We start from the raw sequence: 24,492 nt of genomic DNA, 5'->3' as shown, positions 1-24,492 counted from the left end.
ATGGAGGCAGGATGCAAGGCAGGGTAGTGGCGATTACCGGCGCAAACCGGGGCATCGGGGCGGCGGCCGCGCGGGTTTTTGCCGAGGCGGGCGCACAGGTTGCACTGCTGGCACGCGATCAGGCCAGCACCGCACGGCTGGCGGCAGAGCTGCCGGGCACGGCCATCGCGCTGGCCTGCGACGTGGCCGATGCGGGGCAGGTTCAGGCGGCGATTGACGCGGTTGTGGCCCGGTTCGGGCGTCTGGACGTGCTGATCAACAATGCCGGCGTGATCGAGCCGATTGCGCGGATCGACAGCATCGCGCCAGAGGATTGGGCCCGCACCATGCAGATCAACCTGAATGGCGTCTTTCATGGCATGCGCGCCGCGCTTCCGGTGATGAAGGCGCAGAGGTCTGGCACGATCATCACGATTTCGTCAGGTGCGGCGCATCGCCCGCTGGAAGGGTGGGCCGCCTATTGCGCCAGCAAGGCGGGGGCCGCCATGCTGACCAAGGCCGCGCATCTGGAAGAGGGCGCGACGCTGCGCATCATGGGCCTGTCGCCCGGCACTGTCGCCACCGACATGCAGGTGCGGATCAAGGCCTCGGGGGTGAATGCGGTCAGCGCGCTGGACCCTTCGGCGCATATTCCCGCCGACTGGGCCGCGCGCACGCTGCTGTGGATGTGCGGCCCGGCAGGCGATGCCCTGCGCGGGCAAGAGGTATCCTTGCGCGATGACAACATCCGCAGACAGGTGGGGCTGATTGCATGATTGACCTGACGATTGACGGCGGCCTGTGGACCGTAACGCTGAACCGGCCCGACAAGGCGAATTCGCTGACCAAGGACATGCTGGAGGCGCTGGACGCCATCGCCCTGCGCGCCGCCCGCGAAGGCGCGCGCGTGCTGGTGCTGACCGGGGCGGGCAGGGTGTTTTCCGCCGGGGCCGATCTGGACGAGGCCCGCGCCGGTCTGGCCACCGACAGCGTGTGGGAGCGGCTGTCGGGCCGTATTGCCGCCCTGCCCTGCCTGACCATCGCCGCCTTGAACGGCACGCTGGCCGGGGGCGCGATGGGCATGGCGCTGGCCTGTGATCTGCGGCTGGCAGTGCCGGGCGCGAAGGTGTTCTATCCGGTGATGAAACTGGGTTTCCTGCCGCAACCCTCGGATCCTACGCGGCTTGCGGCGCTGATCGGCCCCGCCCGCGCCAAGATGATCCTGATGGCCGGGGTCAAGGCCAGCATGGAAGAGGCGCTGAACTGGGGGCTGGTCGACCGGATTGTGCCGCCCGAGGCGCTGATGGCCGAGGTGGCCGCCCTTGCCGCCGATGCCCAGGGCGCCACGGCAACACATGTGGCGGGCATCAAGGCACTGATCCCCTGACAGCGACGAAAAAGGGGGCCGCGAGGCCCCCTTTTCATCAGATCTGCCGCAATGGCATCATTTCTTTTTCGGCGGCACAAAGCGCTTCGACGTATCCTTGGCGTCGCGCGGGGCCGGGGCGGGTTTTGCCTTGGCACCGGGTTTGCCAAAGCTCTTGCCCTCGCTGGAATGCGATTTGAACCCTGCGGCGCGTGCCGGTTTGCCCTCGGCACCGCCATGCGTCTTGAACCCTGCCGAGCGCGGAGCCTTGGCACCGAACGGCTTGTCGCCAGCCGGTTTGTCGCCCTCTTTCCAGCGCGGTTTGCGGTCTGCCGAGGCGGCACCGTCAGCCGCCGCACGCGGCGCATAGGGGCGCTTTGCCCCCTCTTCGCGCGGGGCATAGGGTTTGCGGTCGGCATCGTCCCGCTTGGCATAGGGCTTGCGGTCGCCGTCTTCACGCTTGGCATAGGGTTTGCGCGGGGCCGCATCATCGCGCGGTGCATAGGCCGGTTTCGGGCCGTCGTTGCGCGGGGCCCAGGGTTTGCGGTCGCCGTCCTCGCGTTTCACGAACGGCTTGCGCTCGCTGTCCTCGCGTTTGGCATAGGGCTTGCGCTCGCCATCCTCACGCGGGGTATAAGGTTTGCGGTCGCCTTCCTCGCGCTTGACATAGGGGCGCGGGGCGCTGTCTTCGCGCTTGGCATAGGGCTTGCGCGGCGCGGCCTCTTCGCCATCCTCGACAAAGCGCGAGGGCTTCGGCGCATAGGCGGGCCGGTCAGAGCGGTCGCGCGCGGCGGGCTTGCGGGCAGGTGCGCGCTCGGGGCGCTCCAACGTCGGCTCGCCGTCAAGGCGGCGCATCGAAACGCCCTCTTCGATCTCCATCGCGGCACCGAACTTGCCGGCCACCGATTTGGCGATCTGCACGAAGGTTTCATCGGTCTGCACGCGGATGGCACCGATTTCGGTCTTGGTGATCCCCACTGCATCGCAGAGCTTCGGCAGCAGCCAGCGCGCTTCGGCGCGGCCCGAATGGCCGACCGACAAGGTGAACCACACGCTTTCGCCAAACTCGCCACGTTCGCGCGGCGCAGCGGGCTGGCCCGGCGTCGCCATGTCTTGCAGCACTTCCGGCGCCGAGCGGCCTTCGCGCCACAGGCGCACAAAGGCGGCGGCGATATGTTCCGGGCTGAACCGCTCGATCAGCGTCTGCGCCAGCGTCATCTCGTCGCCCGGTGCTTCCAGCAGCGACGGATGTTCCAGCAGGCGCGCGTCATCGCGTTCCTGAACCTCATCCGCCGAGGGAGCCTTGGCCCATTCGGCAACGACCTTGGCACCTTGCAGCAGGCGCTGCGCCTTGCGGAACTCCGCCGGGGCCACGATCAGCGCCGAGACGCCTTTCTGACCCGCGCGCCCGGTGCGGCCCGAACGGTGCAGCAGGGTTTCGCTGTTGGTCGGCAGGTCGGCATGGATCACCAGTTCCAACCCCGGAAGGTCGATGCCACGTGCCGCCACGTCGGTGGCGATACACACGCGCGCCCGGCCATCACGCAGCGCTTGCAGCGCGTGCATCCGCTCGGTCTGGCTCAGTTCCCCCGACAGGGCGACAACCTGAAACCCGCGGTTGCCCATGCGGGCCAGCAGGTGATTCACCGCCATGCGGGTCTTGCAGAACACGATCGCCGTGCGCGCTTCGTAATAGCGCAGCATGTTGAAGATCGCGTGTTCCTTGTCGCGCGCCGAGACGTTCAGTGCGCGGTATTCGATATCGACATGCTGCTTGGCCTCGCCCGCCGTTTGCAGACGCAGCGCATCGCGCTGGAAATCCTTGGCGAGTTCGGCAATCGCCTTCGGCACGGTGGCCGAAAACATCATAGTGCGGCGGGTGTCCGGCGCGGATTGCAGGATGAATTCCAGATCCTCACGGAACCCAAGGTCAAGCATCTCATCCGCCTCGTCCAGCACGGCGGCCTTGAGGTTGGACAGATCGAGGCTGCCGCGTTCGATATGGTCGCGCAGACGGCCGGGCGTGCCGACAACGATATGCGCGCCCCGATCCAGCGTGCGCTTTTCGGTGCGGTAATCCATGCCGCCCACACAGGTCGCAATCTGCGCCCCGGTTTCGGCGTAAAGCCAGGTCAGCTCGCGCGCAACCTGCTGCGCCAGTTCGCGCGTCGGCGCGATGATCAGCGCCAGCGGCACATCGGCGAACAGCAGACGGTCGGCACCGGCCAGCACTTCGGGGGCCATGGCGATGCCAAAGGCCACCGTCTTGCCCGAGCCGGTCTGCGCCGAAACCAGCACATCGCGCCCGGCAACTTCGGGGGCCAGAACGGCGGTTTGCACGGGGGTAAGGGATTCATAGCCCTTGGCGGCGAGGGCCGCTGCAAGCGGCGCCGCAATATCGAGATCGGTCATTTCATTACCTTGAAGGGGCGGTTCAGAGCCCGTTAACGGCCCTGCCATCCCCCTCGCAATCCTGCCTCCCAATGCAGGATCGCCCCGGAATCATAGGAGCCTCGGTGCAGCGCATAGAGCATCTGCGCCAAACTGTATAGGGCAGATCTGCGATCAGACGGAATAGGCCCAACCATCCAGAAACGCATCCAAGCTGGCTGCCACGCTGTCCTGGGCCGCCGTCCCAAACAGAAAATCCGCGCGCCCCAGATCCTCCACGCGCAGCCCCGCCACCCGAAACGCAAAGCCATCACCCGCCACGCGCACCACATCGGGGCCAAGCTGGGTGATGCGCAGGTCGGCAAAGGTCAGCCCTTCGATGTCAAAGGCAATCCGGTCGGTGCCATCGCGAAAATCGCGGATCACGCTGCCAATGCTGCCAGCGCCAAAGCCAAAGATGTCGCGGCCCTTGCCGCCGGTCAGGCCATGCGCGCCCATCAAGGCTGCCAGCACGTCATTACCAAAACCGCCGCGCAGGATGTCATTCCCGGCATCGGCCAGTAGAATGTCCTGCCCGGCCCCGCCCTCCAGCGTATCGCGGCCAGCGCCGCCAAGCAGAACATCATCGCCCCGCCCGCCAGCCAGCCGGTCATCGCCCGCATATCCCCCCAGCACGTCGCGGCCGCCCCGCCCGTTCAGCACATCGTCGGTGGCGTAATCGTCGTTACCCAACATCACATCATCACCGCGCAGCAGCTCGGCCAGCAGCGCCGAATCGTCCTGCGTCGTCGCCGTCCGGCCAACGGCAATCAGACGGCTCACCTCCACGCTCACCCCGGCGAGCATGAATTCCGGCTCTTCATCCTCAAAGCCGAGCAGCAGAGTGGCCGTGCCGCTTTGCAACAGGCCATTGCCTGCAAAGCGGATGTCATCGCCCATCACCCCCAGCGCACGGCCATCGCGCAGCAGCGCCGCCAGACCGGAGTTCGCATCAAGATCCGGGAAGTCGAGGCTGTAGGATTCGCCGAAGATTTCGACATCCACCAGATCAAAGGGAAAGGAGACCGGCCCGGCATTGACCACCCTCTGCGGCACCTCGCGCAACATGCTGAAATCAAATCCGTCCGCGCCGGATTGCATCACAAGGGCCATCGCTACCACTCCACCCGTTCAAAATCTGTGGCGACCCTGCAAGGGCGGCGCAGGCGCGTCAAGCCTTTGCGGGGGCAGAACAGGGATGAAACCAACCGCCCGGCCCGGGTGTTATCCGATAACAAGCCCTGCGATTTTGCCTATCACCCGGCAAAAGCGCATCTGTTGGATCAACGAAACCACGATCTGAAAGGAAACGACATGCTGCCCGCTGTCCTGACCGCAAAAGCAACCAAACTCGCGCTGACCGGCGCCTTGGCCGCCGCCCTGAGCCTTTCTGCCGTCGCCCCCGCACAGGCGCTTGGCAAGAATGAACGCAACTTTCTGAAAGGCGTCGCCGCCGCAATGGTGGTCGACCGGGTTCTGGACGATGTGCGCCGCAATCAGAAACCGCGCTACTATACGCAGCAGCCGGTCTACAATTATGTCGCCCCGGCGCCGGTCTATCGCCCCGCGCCGCAGCCGACCTATCGCAACAGCATCTATGCAACCCCGGTTGCGCAGGCCTTCAATTCCTACGGCTACACCGACCGCAAACGCATCCAGCAACGTCTGGCCGCCTATGGCTATTACCGCAGCGGCATCGACGGGTCGTTCGGGCCGGGCACCTACAATGCCATCGTGGCCTATGCCAATGACAGCGGCAACAGCCGCAAGCTGGGCAGTTCCGCCGGTGTCTATGGCCTGTTCGACGGCATGATCTACTGATCCGGGCTGCCGGGCGATCTCATCCCTTGCGGATGGTGTCGCCCGGTTGGAGCGTCGGCGACAGCTCGATCACCTCGCCCCCGACAATACCCGAGGGGCGTTTGCCTGCGATGATCTCTGCCGCGTGAATGCCGATCTCGCGGCGGCAGGCGTCCATCGTGGCCAGCTTGCGCGGCAAGCCGTCCAGCAATTCCACACCGTTGAACCCGGCAAGCCCCAGCCGCCCCGGCACGTCGATGCCTTGCGCCAGACAATACAGCAGGCCCCCCGCGCCGATCATATCATTCGAGAAATAGAGAAAATCGAGATCCGGCGTGCGCGCCAGAATCGCCTCGGTCATCTCGCGCCCTTTCAGAAGCGCCGAACCGCCCGCATAGAATTCTTCATCCGCTAGGCTGATGCCCGCCTTGGCCAGCCCATCGCGGAAGCCTTCCAGCCGTTTGCGCGCCCGGTGATCCTCTGGCATCTTAGTGCCCAGAAATCCGATCCGGCGATAGCCTGCGGCGACAATCGCCTCGGCCATCTGCCGACCGGCGCGGCGATGCGAGATGCCGACCGCGCTGTCGACCGGATCGCCGTCCACGTCCATGATCTCGACAATCGGGATCCCGGCGCTTTCCAGCATCGCCCGCGCGGCGGGCGTATGTTCCAGCCCGGCGATGATCACCCCCGAGGGGCGCCAGCTGAGCATTTCATACAGCACGCTTTCTTCGCGGTCGGGCGAATAATTGGTAATGCCGACCACGGGTTGCAGGCCGGTATCCTCCAGCGTGTCGGAAATGCCCATCATCACTTCGGGGAAGACCATGTTCGACATCGACGGGATGATGACCGCCACCAGATTGACCCGCTGCGAGGCCAGCGCACCCGCGATCTTGTTGGGCACATAGCCAAGGTTGCGTGCCGCCTCCAGCACCCGTTCCCGCGTGCTGTCCGACACATCACCCCGGTTGCGCAAGACACGGCTGACCGTCATCTCGCTGACGCCGGACGCCTCGGAGACATCACGAAGCGTCAGAGTGCGGCGCGGATCGACGACAGGCGGTTTTGACACGGGCGAATACCCTCCGGGCGATGTTTTCCCATTGTTAGCGCCAAAGGAAGCACTTGTCCAAGGGCTGATCTTGCGATAGTGTTACCGCTAACATGATATAAGACAATACGCGCCCCGGGTGCGATTGACCAGATCCTGCACGCCCGCAAGCTCTCATCTGGCGTGACGGACCGAAGGGGGGAGCGATGGGCCAATTTTTGCTCCCCCTTTCGCCTTGTTCTGCTCCCCTTGTGCGACCGCCCCACGACACGCCGCCATGGCGCGTGACCGGCACAGGGTTTGAAAAAGGGCGCACCTGCGTGCGCCCTTTTTGTCGTCTCAAACTTTGGGCGCCTCAGTCGCGCAGCAGTTCGTTGATCGAGGTCTTGGACCGCGTCTGCGCATCCACCTTTTTCACGATCACCGCGCAATAGAGGTTGATGCCGTTTTTCGACGGCATGGACCCTGCCACCACAACCGATCCTGCCGGAACCTCGCCATAGGTCACGGTGCCGGTTTCGCGGTCGACGATCTTGGTGGATTTGCCGATGAACACGCCCATGCCCAGAACCGAGCCTTCGCGCACGATGCAGCCTTCGACAACTTCGGACCGCGCGCCGATAAAGCAGTTGTCCTCGATGATGGTCGGACCGGCCTGCATCGGCTCCAGCACGCCGCCGATGCCGACACCGCCCGACAGGTGCACGTTCTTGCCGATCTGCGCGCAGGACCCGACGGTGGCCCAGGTATCGACCATGGTGCCCTCATCGACAAAAGCGCCGAGGTTCACGAAGCTGGGCATCAGCACCACGCCCTTGGCGATATGCGCCGATTTGCGCACGATGCAATTGGGCACGGCACGGAAGCCTGCGGCCCTGAATTCAGCCTCGCCCCAGCCGGTAAACTTGCTGTCCACCTTGTCCCACCAGCTGCTGCCCTGCGGCCCGCCCGATTGCAGACCCATGTCTTGCAGACGGAAGCCCAGCAGCACGGCCTTCTTGGCCCATTGGTTGACATGCCAATCGGCATTGCCGCTTTTCTCGGCCACGCGCAGCGTGCCTGCGCCCAGCGCCTCCAGCGTTGCCTCTACGGCGTCGCGGGTCTCGCCCTTGGTGGCCGGGCTGATGCTGTCGCGCGCCTCCCAGGCGGTTTCGATGGCGGCTTCCAATGCGGCATTGCTCATGCGGCGCGCTCCCTTCCCAATGGTCACTTTGCGCCTTAGCCTATAGTCGCTGGTCCCCGACCAAGCAATTGCCCGTTTCCGTCTCCCCGTTTTCGTCTCAAGGATGCCAGAATGACCGACGACAGCCGCAGCCACCCGTTCCGTGACAGCACGCAGGATGTGGCGGCCTCCCATCGCATCCCCGATACGCCGCAGACCCGCGCGCCCGCCTACCGGCTGGCCTTTGCCGATCCCGACTTCATGACCCGCGAGGAATTGCGCCCAGTGCGCTTGCAGCTTGAACTGCTGAAGCCGCAGATGGTGATGGATGAACGCGGCATCAAATCGACCATCGTGCTGTTCGGCGGCGCACGCATCCCGGCCCCGGATCGCAAGGATACCGCCAAAACCCCGGCTCTGGCCGAGTTGAGCCGCTATTACGACGAGGCGCGCCAGTTCGCCCGCGCCATGACCGAACGCAGCATGGAAAGCTATGGCCGCGAAAATGTCATTGTCACCGGCGGCGGGCCGGGCGTGATGGAGGCGGGCAATCGCGGCGCGCATGAGGCGGGCGGGCAATCCATTGGCCTGAACATCGTGCTGCCGCATGAACAGGCTCCCAATGCCTATGTCACGCCGGATCTCAGCTTCAACTTCCACTATTTCGCCATCCGCAAGATGCACTTCCTGATGCGGGCGCGGGCCGTCTGCATCTTTCCGGGCGGCTTTGGCACGCTGGATGAAATGTTTGAAAGCCTGACCCTGATCCAGACCGGGCGCATGAAGCGCGTGCCCTTCCTGCTGTTCGGGCGGGCGTTCTGGGAAACCATCATCAACTGGCAGGCGCTGGCCGATGCGGGCACCATCAGCCCCGAGGATCTGACGCTGTTCCGCTTTGTCGAAACCGCCGCCGAGGCGCTGGAGGTGATCGACAGCTGGGAGGAGCCCTGCTGATCCGGCACCGCGCAGCCCCTCAGCCGCGCCACCACCCGTCGGCCCAGTCCACAGCCGCACATCCGGCGAATTGCGCCAGACGCTCCAGCTCGGTCGCCAGCTTTTGCTGGCGGCCACGCCCGAAGGCCACGCCCGCCTCGGGCCAGACGGCCCGCACCCGCAGCACATCGGCGTCCCGGAACGCCTTCACGTCGATCCGCCCGACCAGCCGCGTGCCTTCCAGAATCGGAAAGACATAATAGCCATAGGTCCGCTGCGGTTCGGGCACAAAGACCTCGATCCGGTAAGAAAATCCGAACAGCCGCTCGGCGCGTTTGCGGTCGCGCAGCGCTGGATCAAAGGGCGACAGGATGCGCAGGCGCGGCGTCACCTCGGGCACAGGGGCGGCAAGCGTCTCCGGGCGGGCAATGTGTTTGCGCAGGCTGCCATCCGCCCCCGCCACCATCACCTCGGCCAGCGTGCCGCGCCGCAACCCGGTCTCCACCCAAAGCTTTGCCTCTTCGGGGGATACCGCCGCCCAATAGGCCGCAATCTCGCCGCTGGTGGCAAAACCCAGCCGGTCCAGCGCGCCATCGCACAGCGCCGCAAGGCTGTCTTCCGCGGCATGATCCGTCTGGCGCAGGGCCTGCGGAATCACCCGTTCGGTCAGGTCATAGACCTTGCGGAACCCCTCGCGCCGGGTGACAGACAGCTCTCCCACCCGCCACAGATATTCCAGCGCCGCCTTGGAGGGATGCCAATCCCACCAGCCGCCCGATCCGCGTGCCTCGCCCTCGCCCACATCGGCCGACGTGACCGGGCCATGATCGGAGATCCGTTGCAGAACCTCGTCGAACTTCTCGTGAAACCCGGCGCGCTGCCAGCCTGTCCAGCGCTGCACCAGCCGCTCCCGGTCCCGCGCGAAGCGGTGCCGCCAATGTGGAAACAGCCCTACCGGCAGGATCGAGGCATCATGCGTCCAATGTTCCCAGACCACGCGGTCGCGATGCAACAGCCGCTCCAGCGCCGCCGGGCGATAGGTCTGGCGGCGGGCAAACAGAATCATCTGATGCGCGCGCGCCACCGTGTTGATGCTGTCCACCTGCACAAAGCCGATGCGGTCGATCAGCGCCGCCAGCGCCGCGCCACTGGCAGGCCCGGTCGGCGCTTCGGCCAGCGCATGCCGATCCAGAAAGATCGCACGGGCGTCGGCATTGGAGAGATGCGGCAAGGATGTCATCGCCGCATGTTAGCAGGCGATTTTCCACAGACAAGCGACGATGTTCGCCTTTTGATCCCGCCAGCAGGCGGCGGCGCTTACAGTCCCGCCTCTGCCGCAATCGCCGCCCGGCTTTTGCGGGCGCGTTCGGTCGCGGATTTCAACTGGCCGCAGGCCGCCATGATATCCTCGCCGCGCGGGGTGCGGATCGGCGAGGCATAGCCCGCATTGTGGATGATGTCGGCAAAGGTGTGGATGCGGTTGCCGGACGAGCGTTTGTAGGGTGCGCCGGGCCATTCGTTGAACGGGATCAGGTTGATCTTGGCTGGAATACCCTTGATCAGCTCGATCAGCCGGTAGGCGTCTTCGTTGCTGTCATTCACCCCGGCCAGCATCACATATTCAAAGGTGATCCGCTCTGAATTCGACAGGCCCGGATAGTCGCGCAGCGCATCCAGCAGCGCCGCGATGTTCCAGCGCTTGTTGATCGGCACCAGCTGGTCGCGCACCTCATCGGTGGTGGCGTGGAAGCTGACCGCCAGCAGGCAGCCGATTTCCTGCGCGGTGCGGGCAATCTCCGGCACAACGCCCGAGGTCGACAGGGTGATGCGGCGGCGACCCAAGGCGATGCCCTCGCCATCCATCACCACTTTCATCGCGTCGCGCACATTTTCAAAATTATACAGCGGCTCGCCCATGCCCATCAGCACGATGTTGGAAATCAGCCGCGTTTCCACCTTGGGCGCGCCCTGCACCGGCCATTCGCCCAGATCATCCCGCGCCAGCATCACCTGCCCGACAATTTCGCCCGCTGTCAGGTTACGCACCAGTTTCTGCGTGCCGGTATGGCAGAACGAACAGGTCAGCGTGCAGCCCACCTGGCTGGAAATGCACAGGGTGCCGCGATCCGTTTCCGGGATATAGACAACCTCAACCTCATGCCCGCCCGCGATACGCACCAGATATTTGCGGGTGCCATCGGACGAAATCTGTCGGCTGACCACTTCGGGGATCTCCACCACGAAGTTTTCGGCCAGAAGCGCGCGATAGTCCTTGGCGAGATTGGTCATCCGCGCAAAGTCGCGCACGCCCCAATGGTAGATCCATTGCCACACCTGCCCGACCCGCATCTTGGCCTGCCGCTCCGGTGTGCCCGCCGCGATCAGCGTGGTCAGCAACTGGTCCCGCGTCAGGCCGACAAGATTGGTCTTGCCGCCCTCGGGCAGCTTGCGCGGCAGGGTCAGAACGTCTTGCGTGATCGGGGCGGCGATAGGCGAGGTCATGGCGCGGATTCCTTGGCTGAACGCGGCTCATACAGCAAAACATGGGCTTTGCCAAAGGGGGGCCAGAGAAAATCCGCGTGAAGGGCGCAACGGGACTGGAAATTCCCGAGTATTTTCGTATAAGAATTTGAATCATAGAAAAACACTCGGAATACCTGATGGCTCTGCTGCTGCGCCCCCTGCTTCTTTCCGCCCTGATCGGGCTCAGCTCTGCCGCCGTTGCGCAGACCGCGCCCGATGCCCCGGCAGCGCCGCCCACCGGCACGGCACAGCCGCTGACACCAGCCCCCACCCCGCCCGCGACCGCCCTGCCGCAGCCTGCGCCCGTGCTCCCCGCGCCCATGGTGCCCCCCGCGCAACAGCCGCTGCCCGCAGCGCATGACCTGTCGCCCATGGGCATGTATGAACAGGCGCATTGGGTGGTGAAGGCGGTGATGCTGTCGCTTCTGGCCGCCAGCTTCCTGACCTGGACAGTCTGGCTGTTCAAAACCATCGAACTGGGCTTTGCCCGCCTCCGCGCCCGCCGGGCCGGGGCGACGTTGCGGCAGGCGGGCAGTCTGGCCGCCGCCACCCAGAGCCTCGCGCAGCGCGCCGACCCGGCCTCGTTCATGGTGCGCGCCGTGCTGGAGGAATACACCCGCTCCGACGCCGCCATCGGTCCCGCCGGGCCGGAAGGCGTGAAAGAGCGCGCCGCGTCGCTGGTGGCACAGATCGAAGCGCAGGCGCTGGCCCGCATCCGCCGGGGCACCGGCCTGCTGGCCACCGTCGGGTCGGTCGCGCCGTTTGTCGGGCTGTTCGGCACGGTCTGGGGCATCATGAACGCCTTTATCGGCATTGCCGAAACCAAGACCACCAATCTGGCCGTGGTGGCACCGGGCATCGCCGAGGCGCTGTTGGCCACCGCGATCGGGCTGGTGGCAGCGATCCCGGCGGTGGTGATCTACAACCATTTCACCCGCGCCATCGCCGCCTATCGGCTGTCGCTGGGCGATGCCTCTGCCGCCGTGCTGCGCCTGCTGAGCCGCGACATCGACTTTCGCCCCGTGACAGGAGCCTGAGCCATGGCTGGCAGCATCCGGAGCAGTAGCGACGACGACATGGCCGAGGCGCATGAGATCAACGTGACGCCGTTTATCGACGTGATGCTGGTGCTGCTGATCATCTTCATGGTGGCCGCGCCGCTGTCGACGGTCGATGTGCCGGTGAACCTGCCCAATGCCGCCGCCCCGCCGACCGAGCGCCCGGACGAGCCGATCATCGTCAGCCTGCAACCCGACCTCACGCTGTCGCTGGGCAATGGCGTGGTGGCGCGCGAGACGCTGGCCGCCCGCTTGCTGGCCGCCAGTGGCAACAAACCCGACACCCGCATCTTCCTGCGCGCCGATACCACCGTGTCTTACGGGGCGCTGATGGATGTGATGACGCTGCTGCGCGATGGCGGCTTTACCCAGGTGGCCCTTGTCGGGCTGGAGGCGGCACCATGACCGATTGGGCAGACCATATCGCCCGTGGGCGGCGCATTGTGGAGCCGCTGCTGTGGATCCTTTCGGCGGCCCTCGTTGCGCTGATGCTGGCGGCAACCACCGCGCTGGCGCTGTGGCTGGATCAGGAATATGGCCGGGATGACGCGTTGAAGGATGCGGTGCTGATCGACCTGTCTGCCCTGCCCCCCGCCGAAATGCTGGCCAGCCTGCCGCAAAAGCCCGAACCGCCGCCGCCCGAAGTGGAAGAACCCGCCGAAACCCCGCCGGAACAACTGGTGGAAGAGGTGGCCGAACCGGAGCCAATCCCCGAGCCGGAGCCGGTGGTCACGCCAGAGCCGAAACCCGAGGTCAAACCGGAACCGAAACCGGAGGTGAAGCCCGCGCCAAAGCCCGAGGTGAAACCCGAACCCAAGCCAAAGGCGAAGACAGAGCCGAAACCCAAGGCAAAAAAGGCCGCCGCAGAGCCGAAGCCGCAAAAGGCCACGCCGAAAGCCGGGGCACCCTCGACCGCCAAAGGCGCGGTGTCGGCCAATGCCGACGCAAAATGGATCCGCAAGGCACAGGGTCAGCTGTCCAAACACATGCACCGAAAGGCGTTCCATGGCCGCGGTGTCACCGTAACCCTGTTGGTGAAGATCACCGGCAGCGGCCAGATTACCAGCGTATCGCTCAAACGCTCCAGCGGGGATCCAGAACTGGATGCCAAGGTTGTGGCGCACCTGTCGCGCAAAGGCGCTGTCGCAGCCCCACCCGATGGTCAGGCCAAAACAGTCACCCTGCCGACCGTCCTGCAATAACGGCCTTCCCAATGCAAAAGGGCCGCCCCATCGGGCGGCCCTTTGTCCGTGCTGCGATCCGAAATCAGCCGCAGCGCTTTGCCGCGTCTTCCATCGCTGCCGTAAATCCGCGCAGCGAGAAGGTATCCTGCGTCTGCGTGCCTTTGCCCGACCGCGCCGTAATCGTTGCCGATGCGCCCTTTTTCAGCGCGGCCATGATCGCGGCATCCTGTTCGGCATTGGCCGTCCAGGCAAATTCACCATCGGTGAACAGTTCAAACTGCGTGCCGCCGATATCGACCGTCGCCGTCGAGCCGCCCGCAAAAGGATAGCCGCCGGTAAACGACACTTCACCACGCCCGCCGCCACCGGCGCGGAAGGTCACAAACAGCAGGATGTCGCCGCGCCGTGCGGAAACCGGCTTGCCACCCTTGGTGTTCACGGTTTCCTTGGGGCTGGATACGCCCCAGCATTCTTTCGGCGTGCCGTCCTTCGGTTCGCTGAACACGGACCAATCGGTCATCACCGCGACCTGATTGGTGGATTCCTGCGCCATTGCCGTGGTCGCCGCTGCAAATGCCAGCGCGGCCCCACCCAAGGTGCGTGCGAGAAGGGATGTCATATGCGTCAGCCTCCAGCCGAGATTGCCTCTGTCCCCCGGCCGTGCTGCTGGTTTGCCCAGGCTTTTCCAGTGGCGGGAAACGGTTCTACCCGATACCCTGCATAGCGCAAAAATGGCAAGGCGTGAAAGTCCCTTGGGCAGAGAATCGCGCAACTGTGAGGGAGACGGCAATGGCAGCGGCAGCACAGATGGTGGAAATCTGGCGGGGCGGGCTTCTGGAAAGCAGCCATGCCGGCCATGCCGTGATCTGCGATGCCAGCGGCACCGTGCGCGAAAGCTGGGGCGATCCCGATGCGGTGATTTTCCCGCGCTCGTCCTGCAAGATGCTGCAAGCGCTGCCGCTGATCGAAAGCGGGGCCGCCGATGCCTTTGGCCTGACAGATGCGCAACTGGCGCTGTCCTGTGCCAGCCATCAGGGGGCCGCGCTGCACAGCGGGGCAGTGGCGCGCTGGCTGGACGGGATCGGCCTGGGCGAGGCGGATCTGCGCTGCGGCGCGCATGAACCCTATGACCGCACCGCCCGCGATCTGCTGATCCGCAGCGATCAGGCCCCCTGCCAGTATCACAACAACTGTTCCGGCAAACATGCGGGCTTTCTGACCTATACCAAACATATCGGTGCCGGCCCCGAATACGTCGCACCGGACCATCCGCTGCAACGCGCCATCAAGGATGCGTTCGAAGAGGTGACACAGATCCCCAGCCCCGGCTTTGGCATTGATGGCTGTTCGGCCCCCAATTTCGCCACCACCGTGCAGGGACTGGCCCGGGCCATGGCCTATTTTGCCGCAGCGCCCGAAACCGGATCGGCGCGCGACCGTGCCGCCTATCGCCTGACCCGCGCCATGGCCGCCTACCCGGAATTCGTGGCGGGCGAAGGCCGCGCCTGCAGCGAGCTGATGCGGGCCATGGGCGGCAAGGTAGCGATCAAGACCGGGGCCGAGGCGGTGTTCGTGGCGATCCTGCCCGCGCAAAAGCTGGGCATTGCGCTGAAGATCGTCGATGGGGCCAGCCGCGCGTCCGAGGCGGCGATTGCGGGCCTGCTGGTGCGGCTGGGCGTGCTGGATGCGCAGCACCCGGCCACGCTGAAGCGCCTGAACGCGGTGCAGCGCAACTGGCGCGGGTTGGAGACCGGCATCACCCGGCTTGCCCCCGGCTTTGCCTGACCCCCGCAGAATGGAAGAGGCCCCCGCCAAAGGCGAGGGCCATCCGTCGAGCAGGTAATTCCCGGTGACACAGGCTGAGTGGGGGCAATTGTCCGCGCCACCGGGGTTCACTTGCTACGTCCCCTGTATCGCCCTGCATCGCGGCAGCACTGCGGAAGCGGACAGGTTATTCAGAGGTCATTTTGCGGCAGTGATAGGGCAGCCGCGACGCCCATTGATTCTTGATTTGCCTCTGCGAAGGCGTAAACTTTGTAACATGACGATGATGCCCCCTGTCCCGCCCGTTCCGTTCTCGCGTGACGATGCCCTGCCCGAGCAGGTCAGCTTTGACCGCGCGGAACTTGGCCTGATCCTGTCGCTGTATGGGCGCATGGTGGCGGCGGCTGAGTGGCGTGATTATGCCATGTCGTTCCAGCCGGGTCTGGCGGTGTTTGCGGTGTTCCGGCGCACGGCCGAAAACCCGCTGTATCGCATCGAAAAACGCCCGAAACTGCGGATGAAACAAGGCATGTATGCGATTTCCGGCGAGGCCGGGCAGGTGCTGCGACGCGGGCACGATCTGGCTGCGGTGCTGAAGGTGCTGGAAAAGAAGCTGATCCGCCCGATCGACTGACCGCCTAAAGCCTGCGCCGATGCGTGACCGGCCCTTCCCCGGCGCGCAGGATGCGGGCGATGGCCATTTCGATCTCTTCCTCGACCACCGCCATATAGGCCGCTGTCGCATGGATCATCCGGGTGGGTGACAGCACCAGCGCCACATGCCCTTTCCAGAACAGCAGGTCATTGCGCTGCAGCGGGGCGCCTTCGGCAATCGCCGTGCCCAGTGCCGCTTGCAAGTCGCTGTCGCCGGGGCAAGCTCGCCCGCAGGCCAGCAGCGCCGCCTGCACCAGACCCGAACAATCCAGCCCCGCCCGGCTGTTGCCGCCCCAGAGGTAAGGTGTGTGCAAGAACCCCTGCGCCACCGCCGCCGGATCCTCCAGCCAGTCGCCCAGCGGGCGCAGATGCCCCGCGGGCACGAAGCCCTGCGGGGTCTCGGCCCAAGCACCGCTGTGCCCCGTCACCGTGACCTGCGCCCCGAGGGTCAGCGCCGCGCGCTCCGGTTGCTGCACCTTTGGCCCGGCGTAAAGGTGGGTGCCCGGCGTGGCGACCCAATGGGTTGCCTGCTCTGCCGCGCCAAGCTGATCCTCACGCAGATAACCGCAATAGCCGTCGCGGGCGGACTGCACAAAGGCCCAGCCCGCGTGCCGGTCGATCACCGTGACCGCAGCGCCCCAGATCAGCTGCCGGTCGCGCGCGCCTTCCGGGTCGCGCAACAGATCGACCAGCGGCACGGCAATGCGCGCGGGTTCGCCCGGTGTGAAACGGGTGGCGTCGACCTGACCACGCAGGCTTTCCAACGCGGCGCGGGCATTGGCCGGGGTCAGGCGGCGATCCACGTCAGATCCCCAGCAACGCGGGCAAGGCGGCCAGGACCGCCCGCGCACCCTGCCCCGCACCGCCCTTGGGCCGGGCCGGCGCATCGCTGGGCGTATGGCCATAGATGTCAAAATGCATGTAGCGCGGATGGTCAGCAAAGCGGCGCAGGAACAGCGCCGCGGTGATCGACCCGGCAAAGCCAAAGCCCGGCGCATTGTCCAGATCGGCAATGCCTGGCTCGATCACCGGCTCATAGGCGTCATGGAAGGGCAGCCGCCAGACCGGATCGGCGGTGGCCACTGCCCCCGCCTCCAGTGCCGCCGCCATCGCGGCATCATCGGTGTAATAGGGGGCCAGATCCGGGCCGACGGCGACCCGCGCAGCACCCGTCAGCGTGGCCATGGAGATCAGCAGTTCGGGATTTTCTTCTGCCGCCCATGCCAGGGCATCGCCCAGCACCAGCCGCCCTTCGGCATCGGTGTCATTCACCTCGACCGTCAGCCCCTTGCGCGAGGTAAGAATGTCCTTCGGCCGCATCGACCGGCCAGATACGCTGTTTTCAACCGCAGGCACGATGACCCGCAGCCGCAGCCGCAGGCCAAGCTGCATGATCATCTGCGCCAGCCCCAGCACGGTGGCCGCCCCGCCCATGTCCTTTTTCATCAGCAACATGCCCGCAGAGGGCTTGAGGTTCAGGCCGCCGGTGTCAAAACACACGCCCTTGCCGACCAGAGTGAGGCTTGGCCCCTGCGTGCCCCAGCGCAGCGACAAAAGGCGCGGCGGGCGGTCAGACCCTTTGCCGACGGCATGGATCATCGGGAAATCCCGCGCCAGATCCGCGCCGGAAACCACCTGCGTTGCCGCGCCGAAACGGTCAGCCAGCGCCAGAAACGCGGCTTCCAGTTCCGCAGGCCCCATGTCCTGCGCCGGGGTATTGATCAGGTCGCGGGTCAGAAATTCGCCCGCAGCCATCGCCAGAACGCGCGCCTCATCCACGCCCTCGGGGCATTTCAGGCCGGGCAACATGCCCGAGGCGGGTTTGTAGCGATCAAAGCGATATTGCGCGAGCAGCCAGCCCAGCGCCGCCTCGAACCGCTGCGCCTCGGGCAGGCCCTCGAAGTGCCAATCCCCGGCAGGCAATTGCGCCACGGCTTTTGACAGGCCAAACCGCATGCGGGCCCGCGCTTTCGCGGTGCCGGACCCGATCACCGCCGCCACCACGGCCCCGCCCGCGCCGGGGATCAGCTTCACCTCTCCCAGCCCCGCCTTGAACCCAGAGTCGCGCAGCCAGACCGCCACCGCAACCGGCTGCGCCTCCAGCCACGGTTCCAGCGCATCCGCCGCCACAACATGCAGCGGGCGCGACGGGCTGGCGGGATCAGCAAATGCGGGGGTCATGGGCGGCTCCTTGCAGCGATTTGGCCAGAGACTAGCCCATCCGGTGCCACCCGCAACCCCGGTTACACGGTCTGATCCAGCAGATCCTTGTCGCCCGCAAGCGAGCGTTCCGCCACCCGCAGCAACCGCGCCCAGACCGCCGAAAACGCCGTGACATCCGCCTGGTCCAGACAGATCCGCGCATCCGCCGCCACCAGCCCAAGGCTGACCATGCCCAGCTGGTCCGACATGCGCTGCAAGCGGCGCAACTGGCGCGGCAGATCGGCCAGATCATGCGCCCGCACCTGCGTGACCAGCGCCGACATGGTCAGCGCCAGTTCGCCCAAGGCGCGCGACACAACCTGTTCGGCCTGCGCCGTGCCCAGATCGCGATACATCGCCGCCACGGGTTCGGCGTTCTGATAAAGTTGTTCCTTCGGCTGCAAAGCCGTCACATTACCCATGTTGTTCACCCGACCCTCGAAAACACCCAAACCCATCGTGCCGTGACAGGCTGAACAAAAGGTTGCGCCGGGCAAAATAAACCCCTCGAATTTTCTGCAATTGCAGCATATTCAGACGGACAGACTTTTGCCTGCACATCTGACGGAGTTTTCATGGATCACGCCAGACCGCTGCCCGCCTATCTGATCAGCCGCTACAATGGCTGGAAGGCGACAACCTATACTTCCAACAAGGCCTGGTATCACCGCCTTGCCGAATCCGGCCAACATCCGCGCGCGATGGTGATTTCCTGCTGCGACAGCCGGGTGCATGTGACCTCGATCTTCGGCGCGGACGAGGGCGAGTTCTTCATTCACCGCAACATCGCCGGTCTTGTGCCGATCTACAGCCCGGACGGCGGCAATCACGGCACCTCGGCGGCGGTGGAATATGCCGTGACCGCGCTGAAAGTGGCGCATGTCGTGGTGATGGGCCATTCCAACTGCGGCGGCGTCAAGGGCTGCCTCGACATGTGCGCCGGTGATGCGCCCGAGCTGGAAAAGCAGTCCAGCTTTGTCGGCCGCTGGATGGATATCCTGCGCCCCGGCTATGAACGGGTCCAGGGCCTGCCCGCGGAACAGAAAACCCGCGCGCTGGAAAAGCAGGCGGTGCTGGTCAGCCTTGAAAACCTGATGACCTTCCCCTTCGTGCGCACAGCGGTGGAATCCGAATTCCTGACGCTGCACGGGCTGTGGAATGACATCGGCGCAGGTGTGCTGGAGCAATATGATCCAGCGCAGAAGGCTTTTGTCGCCCTTTGATCCTTGAACGAATGGCGCGGTGATCGCGCCATCCGTCACCCCTCAGCGCAGCTCCATCCCCTCGGGCCAGCGCAGTTGCACCGTCAGCGCAATCTCCTGCACCGCCCCCGGCGCCAGATCAAAGCGCCAGCCCAGCAGCCCGCGCGCGCCGTCCGGGTCGGTTTCGGTCGGGGCAGGGGTGGCGCTATAGGTGATCGCCAGCTCGTCCTGTTCGGAATAGGGGATCTGGTCGATGACATGCAGCGGCCAGGCCTCTTCCGTCAGGTTTTCCACCCGCAGCAGCGCCGCTTCGCTGCGCGCCGTGTCCGAGGACAGGAACCCGGCATCGCCCTGGCTGTTCTGCGGCATGTCGCGGGTCAGTTTCAGCCCGTCAATCGCGCCGAATGCCAGTTCGATTTCCCCGCGCGCGGGCGTCAGTTCCAGCGCGCTGCGCCCGACCAGTGTGCCATCGCGCAGCAAGACCACCTCGCCCGGCAGCAGGATTTCCGCGCCATTGGTAAAGGTGGCCATGACAAAGGCGGTGCTGTCGGCACGCGGCACGGCGCGGGCCTCGATCTCGGGCGTGAAGCTCAGATCGCCCAGCGCCACGCGCAGATCGGCGACGCCGGTGGCCAGATCGACCGCTGCGGGCACCTGATAGACCACCACATCGCCCTGCATCGCGGGCACGGCCGTTTCGACCTCTGCCACCGGGGCGGCGGCGACGGCCATATCCTCCATCGCGCCGCTTTTATAGGCGCGCTCCGGCTCCGGCAGTTCGGCCCTACGCAATTCGGGCCAGAGCAGCGACGGGGCCGCCTGATCCGACGGGCGCGCGGTTGACAGGGTAAGCGCCACCCCGCGCCAGTCCTCGCCTGAAAACTGGCTGATCAGGGCGCCCCGGTTCAGCGTCAGCGCAGGCGCCGGGCTGCGGATCAGCGTCGCATCATAGACCGGACGCCAGGCCGCATCCTCGACAAAATGGCGCAGGGTCAGACGGCCCGCGCCATCCGCCGCCTGCGTGATGGCCACGGTCAGCTGCGCCTTGTCGGCCTGTGCGGCGCGCACCTCCTCGCGCGCGGCCAGAGCTTCGGCCAAAGCCGTGTCCGCCTCGGCCAGCACCCGGTCGGCGGCGGCCTGTTCGGCGCGCGCCGTCAGCATCGCCTCGCGGGCGGCCAGAACTTCGCTGCCGATCATCTGCGACAGGGCGGCAATCTCTGCCGGGGGCTGGCTCGTCACCTCAGCTGTCATGCCGCGCAGGAACCCTACCTGCGCCTCGGCGGCCTCGATCCGCGCGGCGATGCGGTCGCGCGCAAGTGCCGCCGCATCACGGGTGGCCTGCGCTGCGCTGATCGCCGCGTCCAGATCCGGCATGGCGGGCGGATCCACCGGAATCAGCCCGGCCTCCTGAAAGGTGAAACTGCCAAGCGCGGTTTCTTCTGACGCCAGCCGGATCAGATCCGGCACCGTAGAGGCAGGCAGATCCGCAATGCGCAGATCGTGCCGCCCGGCGGGGGCAGAAAACTGCACCTCGCGCGTCACCTCGGCCCCCTGCGGATAGATCGTGACCGCCGTCACGGTCGAAGGGGCAACAATCGTGTCGGCAAAGACCGGGGCGGGCAAAAACAACAGCGGCAGCAAACGGCGCATCCAGAACACTCCCATGCGAATGGGCCGAGGATGCGCGCGATGGGCGGGGCTGGCAAGACCGGGTGATCAGGCGGCCAGCAGCTCTACCCCCCACCAGCGCAGCGTTTGTTCATAGTGATAACGGATGGCGAGACAGGCCTGCGCCGCATCCCTGGCCTGAAGCGCATCCAGAATCGCCAAATGCTCTGCCATGGCCGAGGCAATCCGGTCGGCCAGAAAGGGCCGTGTGTTCTGGATCACGGCAATCCTGTCGCGGTTCGCGGCATAGGCGTCGGCGAGGGGGCGGTTGTCCAGCCCGGTGGCAAGCAGATCATGCAGCGACAGATCGGTGTCCTTGGCGCGCTGCGGCAATCCGGCGATCCCGCCGCCCCGCGCGGCCTCCAGCACCGCGACATGCGCCGCGCGCAGCGGCGCAAGATCCGGCACCGCCCCCGCCGCAATCAGCCGCCGCGCGCCTTCGCAATCCAGCACCGCACGCATATCAAGGCAATCGCGGGTCACATCTGCTGTGGCCTGCATCACCAGCACGCCGCGTTTGGGCAGGATTTCCAGCAGGCCGCGCGCATCGGCCCGTTTCACCGCCTCGCGCACCGCCGCAATCGGGAAGCCAAGATCGCCCACCAGCACCGGCATCGACACGAACTGCCCGCCCGCCAGCGTGCCCTGCCGCAGCGCAATCATCAGGCGCTGAAAGGCCTGATCGGCCATCAGCGATGCTTTGTCGTCGGTCACGTCATCCTCCCGGCCCCGGCGCGCATTTTCAGGTTTTTACGAAAACTGTTTTACGTTTCGCCGGGATATATCTTTGATGATATTCCATCTAACATTTCAGATGCAATGCCAAATGGCAGGCCGCGCGGCAAATGACCGCACACAGGGCCCGATACCGGGCCACAACGGGAAGGGACAAGATTCCATGGCACAGATGGGCCAAGGCACGGCGCAACGCGACGCCGGGCTGTATAACGAAGACCTCGCACCCCTGCCGGTCGCGCAGCGCAAATGGGGCGCGTTCGAGATTTTCAACGTCTGGAACAATGATATCCAGTCGCTGTTCGGCTATTCGCTCGCCGCCAGCCTGTTCGTGACCTATGGCCTGAACGGCTGGGCGGTGTTCGCCGCCATCGTGCTGGCCGGGTTCATCGTGATGTGGCTGGTCAACCTGACCGGCAAACCCTCGGTCAAATACGGCATCCCATATCCGGTGATGGCGCGGGCCTCGATGGGGGTGCAGGGGGCAAAGTTCCCGGCGCTGATCCGCGGCATCGTGGCGATTTTCTGGTATGGGGTGCAGACCTATTTCGCCTCGACAGCCGTCACGCTGCTGCTCAACACCATTCTGGGGGTCGAGGGCGGTGCAACCTTCCTGGGCATGACCGCGATCGGCTGGATTTCCTATCTGATCGTCTGCGTGTTTCAGGTGGCGTTGTTCATGAAGGGCATCGACTGGGTTGGCAAATTCCTCAACTGGGCGGGGCCGTTCGTCTATGCGGTGATGATCGCGCTGATGCTGGTGATCTGGTGGAAAGCGGGCAACGGCATCTTCGCCGCCCTCGGCACCATCTTTGAAGGCAGCGAGGCCACCGATCCGCGTGGGCCTGTGGCCGCATTCGTGGCGGTGGTCGGCACGATGATCGCCTATTTCGCCGCTGTGGTCATCAACTTCGGTGACTTTTCACGCTTCGTGAAAACCGAACAGCAGATGAAAACCGGCAATTTCTGGGGCTTGCCTGTATCCATTGCCATCTTCTCGTTCATCGCGCTGTTCGTGACGGCGGGCACCGTGGTGCTGTTTGGCGAAAAGCTGGTCAACCCCACCGATATCGTGGACCGGGTCGACAATACCTGGCTGACCATCATCGCCGCGATCACCTTCTTTGCCGCGACCGTTGGCATCAACCTTGTCGCCAACTTCATCCCGCCCGCCTATGACATCGCCAATCTGGCGCCGCAGAAGATCAGCGCCAAGATGGGGGGCATCATCACCGCCGTCATCGCGTTTTTCATCGGTGCGCTGTGGGTGCCGCTGATTTCGACCATCGGGATTGCCGGTTTCGTCGATACGCTGGGCGCGGTTCTGGCCCCGCTCTATGGCATCCTCGTGGCCGATTACTATCTGGTGCGCAAACAAGAGATCAATCTGGACGCGCTATATGACGCCTCGCCGTCGGGTGCCTATCACTACAGCAATGGCTGGAACATGAAGGCGATCACCGCCTTTGCGCTGGCGGCAGTCTTTTCAGTTGCCACGGTCTGGGTGCCGGCGCTGGCCAATCTGTCAGGCTATGGCTGGGTGATCGGGGCCATTCTGGGCGGTGTGCTGCATATCGCCCTGATGCGCGGCCAATCGGGACTCGTGCGGGCGTAAACCCTTTCTCCTGGCACGCAACTGGGGCGGCCTTCGGGCCGCCCTTTTCTGTTACGCGCTGCCCCAGTTCTTACGCGCTGCCCCAGTCTGCGCCCTGCATTTCCCGCAGGCGCGAGGCGGTGCGTTCAAATTCAAACGCGCCGGTGCCTTCGATATACAGCCGTTCAGGCACATCGGCCGCCGAACAGATCAGCCGCACCTTCGCCTCATACAGCGCGTCGATCAGCGTCACGAAGCGCTTGGCCTCGTTATAGTTCGACGCCGAAAGCTGCGGCACATCCTCAAGGATCAGCACCCGCACCGCTGCCGCAATTGCCAGATAATCGGCAGGCCCCAGCGGCTTGGCACAAAGATCCCAGAAGGTTGCCCGCGCCACACCATTGGCAAACCGTGGCAGCTCCACCTCGCGGCCATTCACCGGCAGGCGCAGCGGCTCGCCCGCGCCACCGCCCGACAGATCGCGCCAGATCGCATCAATCGCCGCCCCGGATTTGCCCGCCGGATGAAAATACACCTGCGCCCCCGCCAGCCGGTGCTGCCGGTAATCATGCGGGCTTTCCAGCGCGTGAACCTGCATCCTGCTGTTCAGAAACGCGATGAACGGCAGAAACAGCGCCCGGTTCAGGCCGTTCTTGTACAGCTGTTCGGGCGGGCGGTTGGAGGTTGTGATGATCACCACGCCCTGATCCATCAGCATCTGGAACAGCCGCCCCACGATCATCGCATCGGTGATGTCGGTGATCTGCATCTCGTCAAAGGCAAGGCAGCGCAGCTCTTTCGCCACGGCATCGGCCACCGGGGCCAGCGCATCCTCGACCCCGCGCTGCCGCGCCGCGTGCATGCCGCGATGAATTTCCTGCATGAAGGCATGAAAATGCACCCGGCGTTTCGCGGCAATCTCCAGATGTTCCACGAACAGATCCATCACCATGGATTTGCCGCGCCCGACCCCGCCCCAAAGATACAAGCCCTTGGGCGGCGGCACCGGCTTGGCAAACAGGCCCGCGAACAGGCCGGTTTTCCGGGTGGGATTGGCCTCAAGCCAGACGCGGAGGCTTTCCAGAACCGGCAGCACGGCATGTTGTGCCGGGTCTGCCCGCAGGTGGCCATCGGCCACGCGGGCCTCGTAAATCTCGGTCAGGGTCTGTCGCATAATCCCCTAT

24 protein-coding genes are annotated in these 24,492 nt (G+C 65.2%); 11 read left to right on the top strand and 13 right to left on the bottom strand.

The genetic code is table 11. From position 1 onward, the window contains the following. The first annotated feature begins 11 nt into the window (after nucleotides 1-11). Nucleotides 12-755 carry an SDR family oxidoreductase gene (locus tag KM031_RS11285; RefSeq protein ID WP_215504805.1) on the top strand — a complete coding sequence of 248 codons (744 nt, stop codon included), beginning with the start codon at nucleotides 12-14 and terminating at the stop codon, nucleotides 753-755. Continuing rightward, entirely contained in the window at nucleotides 752-1,366 is a 615-nt protein-coding gene (locus KM031_RS11280) for an enoyl-CoA hydratase/isomerase family protein (protein ID WP_215504806.1), read from the top strand. Before KM031_RS11285 ends, KM031_RS11280 begins: the two co-directional genes overlap by 4 nt. 57 nt (nucleotides 1,367-1,423) lie before the next feature. Here KM031_RS11280 and KM031_RS11275 read toward each other — a convergent pair whose 3' ends face one another. After that, nucleotides 1,424-3,757 carry a DEAD/DEAH box helicase gene (locus KM031_RS11275; protein WP_215504807.1) on the bottom strand — a complete coding sequence of 778 codons (2,334 nt, stop codon included), beginning with the start codon at nucleotides 3,755-3,757 and terminating at the stop codon, nucleotides 1,424-1,426. A gap of 153 nt (nucleotides 3,758-3,910) precedes the next feature. Next, nucleotides 3,911-4,888 carry a calcium-binding protein gene (locus KM031_RS11270; RefSeq protein ID WP_215504808.1) on the bottom strand — a complete coding sequence of 326 codons (978 nt, stop codon included), beginning with the start codon at nucleotides 4,886-4,888 and terminating at the stop codon, nucleotides 3,911-3,913. A 201-nt stretch (nucleotides 4,889-5,089) separates the two neighbouring features. Here KM031_RS11270 and KM031_RS11265 point away from each other — a divergent pair, with 201 nt between their 5' ends. Further along, a complete protein-coding gene (locus KM031_RS11265; protein ID WP_215504809.1) occupies nucleotides 5,090-5,596 on the top strand; it encodes a peptidoglycan-binding protein in 507 nt (168 codons plus the stop codon). A 19-nt stretch (nucleotides 5,597-5,615) separates the two neighbouring features. Here the strand turns inward: KM031_RS11265 and KM031_RS11260 are convergent, their stop codons facing one another. Together KM031_RS11260 and dapD are read right to left on the bottom strand one after the other, a co-directional pair. After that, on the bottom strand, nucleotides 5,616-6,650 hold the full coding sequence (locus tag KM031_RS11260; protein ID WP_215504810.1) for a LacI family DNA-binding transcriptional regulator: 1,035 nt from the start codon (nucleotides 6,648-6,650) through the stop codon (nucleotides 5,616-5,618). A 334-nt stretch (nucleotides 6,651-6,984) separates the two neighbouring features. Next, entirely contained in the window at nucleotides 6,985-7,812 is an 828-nt protein-coding gene (gene dapD, locus KM031_RS11255; protein WP_215504811.1) for a 2,3,4,5-tetrahydropyridine-2,6-dicarboxylate N-succinyltransferase, read from the bottom strand. Between the two features lie 111 nt (nucleotides 7,813-7,923). Between dapD and KM031_RS11250 the strand changes: the two genes are divergently transcribed. After that, nucleotides 7,924-8,745 (top strand): LOG family protein, encoded by an 822-nt coding sequence (locus KM031_RS11250; protein ID WP_215504812.1) that lies wholly within the window; start codon nucleotides 7,924-7,926, stop codon nucleotides 8,743-8,745. A 19-nt stretch (nucleotides 8,746-8,764) separates the two neighbouring features. Here the strand turns inward: KM031_RS11250 and KM031_RS11245 are convergent, their stop codons facing one another. After that, entirely contained in the window at nucleotides 8,765-9,964 is a 1,200-nt protein-coding gene (locus tag KM031_RS11245; protein ID WP_215504813.1) for a winged helix-turn-helix domain-containing protein, read from the bottom strand. Between the two features lie 77 nt (nucleotides 9,965-10,041). Then, nucleotides 10,042-11,226: a dual-specificity RNA methyltransferase RlmN gene (gene rlmN, locus KM031_RS11240; RefSeq protein ID WP_215504814.1), complete on the bottom strand. Its 1,185-nt coding sequence runs from the start codon at nucleotides 11,224-11,226 to the stop codon at nucleotides 10,042-10,044. 158 nt (nucleotides 11,227-11,384) lie between these two features. Between rlmN and exbB the strand changes: the two genes are divergently transcribed. The 3 genes from exbB to KM031_RS11225 are packed head-to-tail and all read left to right on the top strand — an operon-like array spanning nucleotide 11,385 to nucleotide 13,507. After that, on the top strand, nucleotides 11,385-12,284 hold the full coding sequence (gene exbB / locus KM031_RS11235) for a tonB-system energizer ExbB (RefSeq protein WP_215504815.1): 900 nt from the start codon (nucleotides 11,385-11,387) through the stop codon (nucleotides 12,282-12,284). Between the two features lie 3 nt (nucleotides 12,285-12,287). Next, entirely contained in the window at nucleotides 12,288-12,710 is a 423-nt protein-coding gene (gene exbD / locus KM031_RS11230; protein WP_215504816.1) for a TonB system transport protein ExbD, read from the top strand. Beyond that, on the top strand, nucleotides 12,707-13,507 hold the full coding sequence (locus tag KM031_RS11225; protein WP_215504817.1) for a TonB family protein: 801 nt from the start codon (nucleotides 12,707-12,709) through the stop codon (nucleotides 13,505-13,507). Before exbD ends, KM031_RS11225 begins: the two co-directional genes overlap by 4 nt. Nucleotides 13,508-13,571: 64 nt before the next feature. Here the strand turns inward: KM031_RS11225 and KM031_RS11220 are convergent, their stop codons facing one another. Then, the gene (locus KM031_RS11220; RefSeq protein ID WP_215504818.1) at nucleotides 13,572-14,108 is read right to left on the bottom strand and encodes an invasion associated locus B family protein; all 537 of its coding nucleotides are present in this window, start codon (nucleotides 14,106-14,108) and stop codon (nucleotides 13,572-13,574) included. A gap of 170 nt (nucleotides 14,109-14,278) precedes the next feature. On the opposite strand from KM031_RS11220, the gene KM031_RS11215 reads away from it, so the two are divergent. Together KM031_RS11215 and KM031_RS11210 are read left to right on the top strand one after the other, a co-directional pair. Next, complete coding sequence (locus tag KM031_RS11215) at nucleotides 14,279-15,274, top strand: asparaginase (protein ID WP_215504819.1); 996 nt, start codon at nucleotides 14,279-14,281, stop codon at nucleotides 15,272-15,274. Between the two features lie 256 nt (nucleotides 15,275-15,530). Then, nucleotides 15,531-15,887 carry a DUF2794 domain-containing protein gene (locus KM031_RS11210; RefSeq protein WP_215504820.1) on the top strand — a complete coding sequence of 119 codons (357 nt, stop codon included), beginning with the start codon at nucleotides 15,531-15,533 and terminating at the stop codon, nucleotides 15,885-15,887. Nucleotides 15,888-15,891: 4 nt separating this feature from the next. On the opposite strand, the gene KM031_RS11205 is transcribed toward KM031_RS11210, so the two are convergent. The 3 genes from KM031_RS11205 to KM031_RS11195 form a co-directional block, all read right to left on the bottom strand. Continuing rightward, nucleotides 15,892-16,710 (bottom strand): C40 family peptidase, encoded by an 819-nt coding sequence (locus KM031_RS11205; protein ID WP_215504821.1) that lies wholly within the window; start codon nucleotides 16,708-16,710, stop codon nucleotides 15,892-15,894. 1 nt (nucleotide 16,711) lies between these two features. Beyond that, nucleotides 16,712-18,088 (bottom strand): leucyl aminopeptidase family protein, encoded by a 1,377-nt coding sequence (locus KM031_RS11200; RefSeq protein WP_215504822.1) that lies wholly within the window; start codon nucleotides 18,086-18,088, stop codon nucleotides 16,712-16,714. Nucleotides 18,089-18,150: 62 nt separating this feature from the next. Beyond that, the gene (locus KM031_RS11195) at nucleotides 18,151-18,531 is read right to left on the bottom strand and encodes a hypothetical protein (protein ID WP_215504823.1); all 381 of its coding nucleotides are present in this window, start codon (nucleotides 18,529-18,531) and stop codon (nucleotides 18,151-18,153) included. Nucleotides 18,532-18,684: 153 nt separating this feature from the next. On the opposite strand from KM031_RS11195, the gene KM031_RS11190 reads away from it, so the two are divergent. Next, complete coding sequence (locus KM031_RS11190) at nucleotides 18,685-19,332, top strand: carbonic anhydrase (protein ID WP_215504824.1); 648 nt, start codon at nucleotides 18,685-18,687, stop codon at nucleotides 19,330-19,332. Nucleotides 19,333-19,374: 42 nt separating this feature from the next. Here the strand turns inward: KM031_RS11190 and KM031_RS11185 are convergent, their stop codons facing one another. Both KM031_RS11185 and KM031_RS11180 read right to left on the bottom strand, forming a co-directional pair. Continuing rightward, nucleotides 19,375-20,961, bottom strand: a complete 1,587-nt coding sequence (locus KM031_RS11185; protein WP_215504825.1) for a DUF4139 domain-containing protein — start codon at nucleotides 20,959-20,961, stop codon at nucleotides 19,375-19,377. 66 nt (nucleotides 20,962-21,027) lie between these two features. Continuing rightward, nucleotides 21,028-21,693: a GntR family transcriptional regulator gene (locus KM031_RS11180; RefSeq protein ID WP_260691907.1), complete on the bottom strand. Its 666-nt coding sequence runs from the start codon at nucleotides 21,691-21,693 to the stop codon at nucleotides 21,028-21,030. 184 nt (nucleotides 21,694-21,877) lie between these two features. Here KM031_RS11180 and KM031_RS11175 point away from each other — a divergent pair, with 184 nt between their 5' ends. Beyond that, on the top strand, nucleotides 21,878-23,329 hold the full coding sequence (locus tag KM031_RS11175; RefSeq protein WP_246566997.1) for an NCS1 family nucleobase:cation symporter-1: 1,452 nt from the start codon (nucleotides 21,878-21,880) through the stop codon (nucleotides 23,327-23,329). A gap of 70 nt (nucleotides 23,330-23,399) precedes the next feature. Here KM031_RS11175 and zapE read toward each other — a convergent pair whose 3' ends face one another. Next, nucleotides 23,400-24,482: a cell division protein ZapE gene (gene zapE / locus KM031_RS11170; protein ID WP_215504826.1), complete on the bottom strand. Its 1,083-nt coding sequence runs from the start codon at nucleotides 24,480-24,482 to the stop codon at nucleotides 23,400-23,402. Nucleotides 24,483-24,492: the final 10 nt, after the last annotated feature.

Origin of the sequence: Gemmobacter fulvus (genome assembly GCF_018798885.1) — a bacterium.
In the GTDB taxonomy this organism is placed as follows: domain Bacteria; phylum Pseudomonadota; class Alphaproteobacteria; order Rhodobacterales; family Rhodobacteraceae; genus Gemmobacter; species Gemmobacter fulvus.
This window is presented reverse-complemented; position numbering and strand designations above follow the sequence as displayed.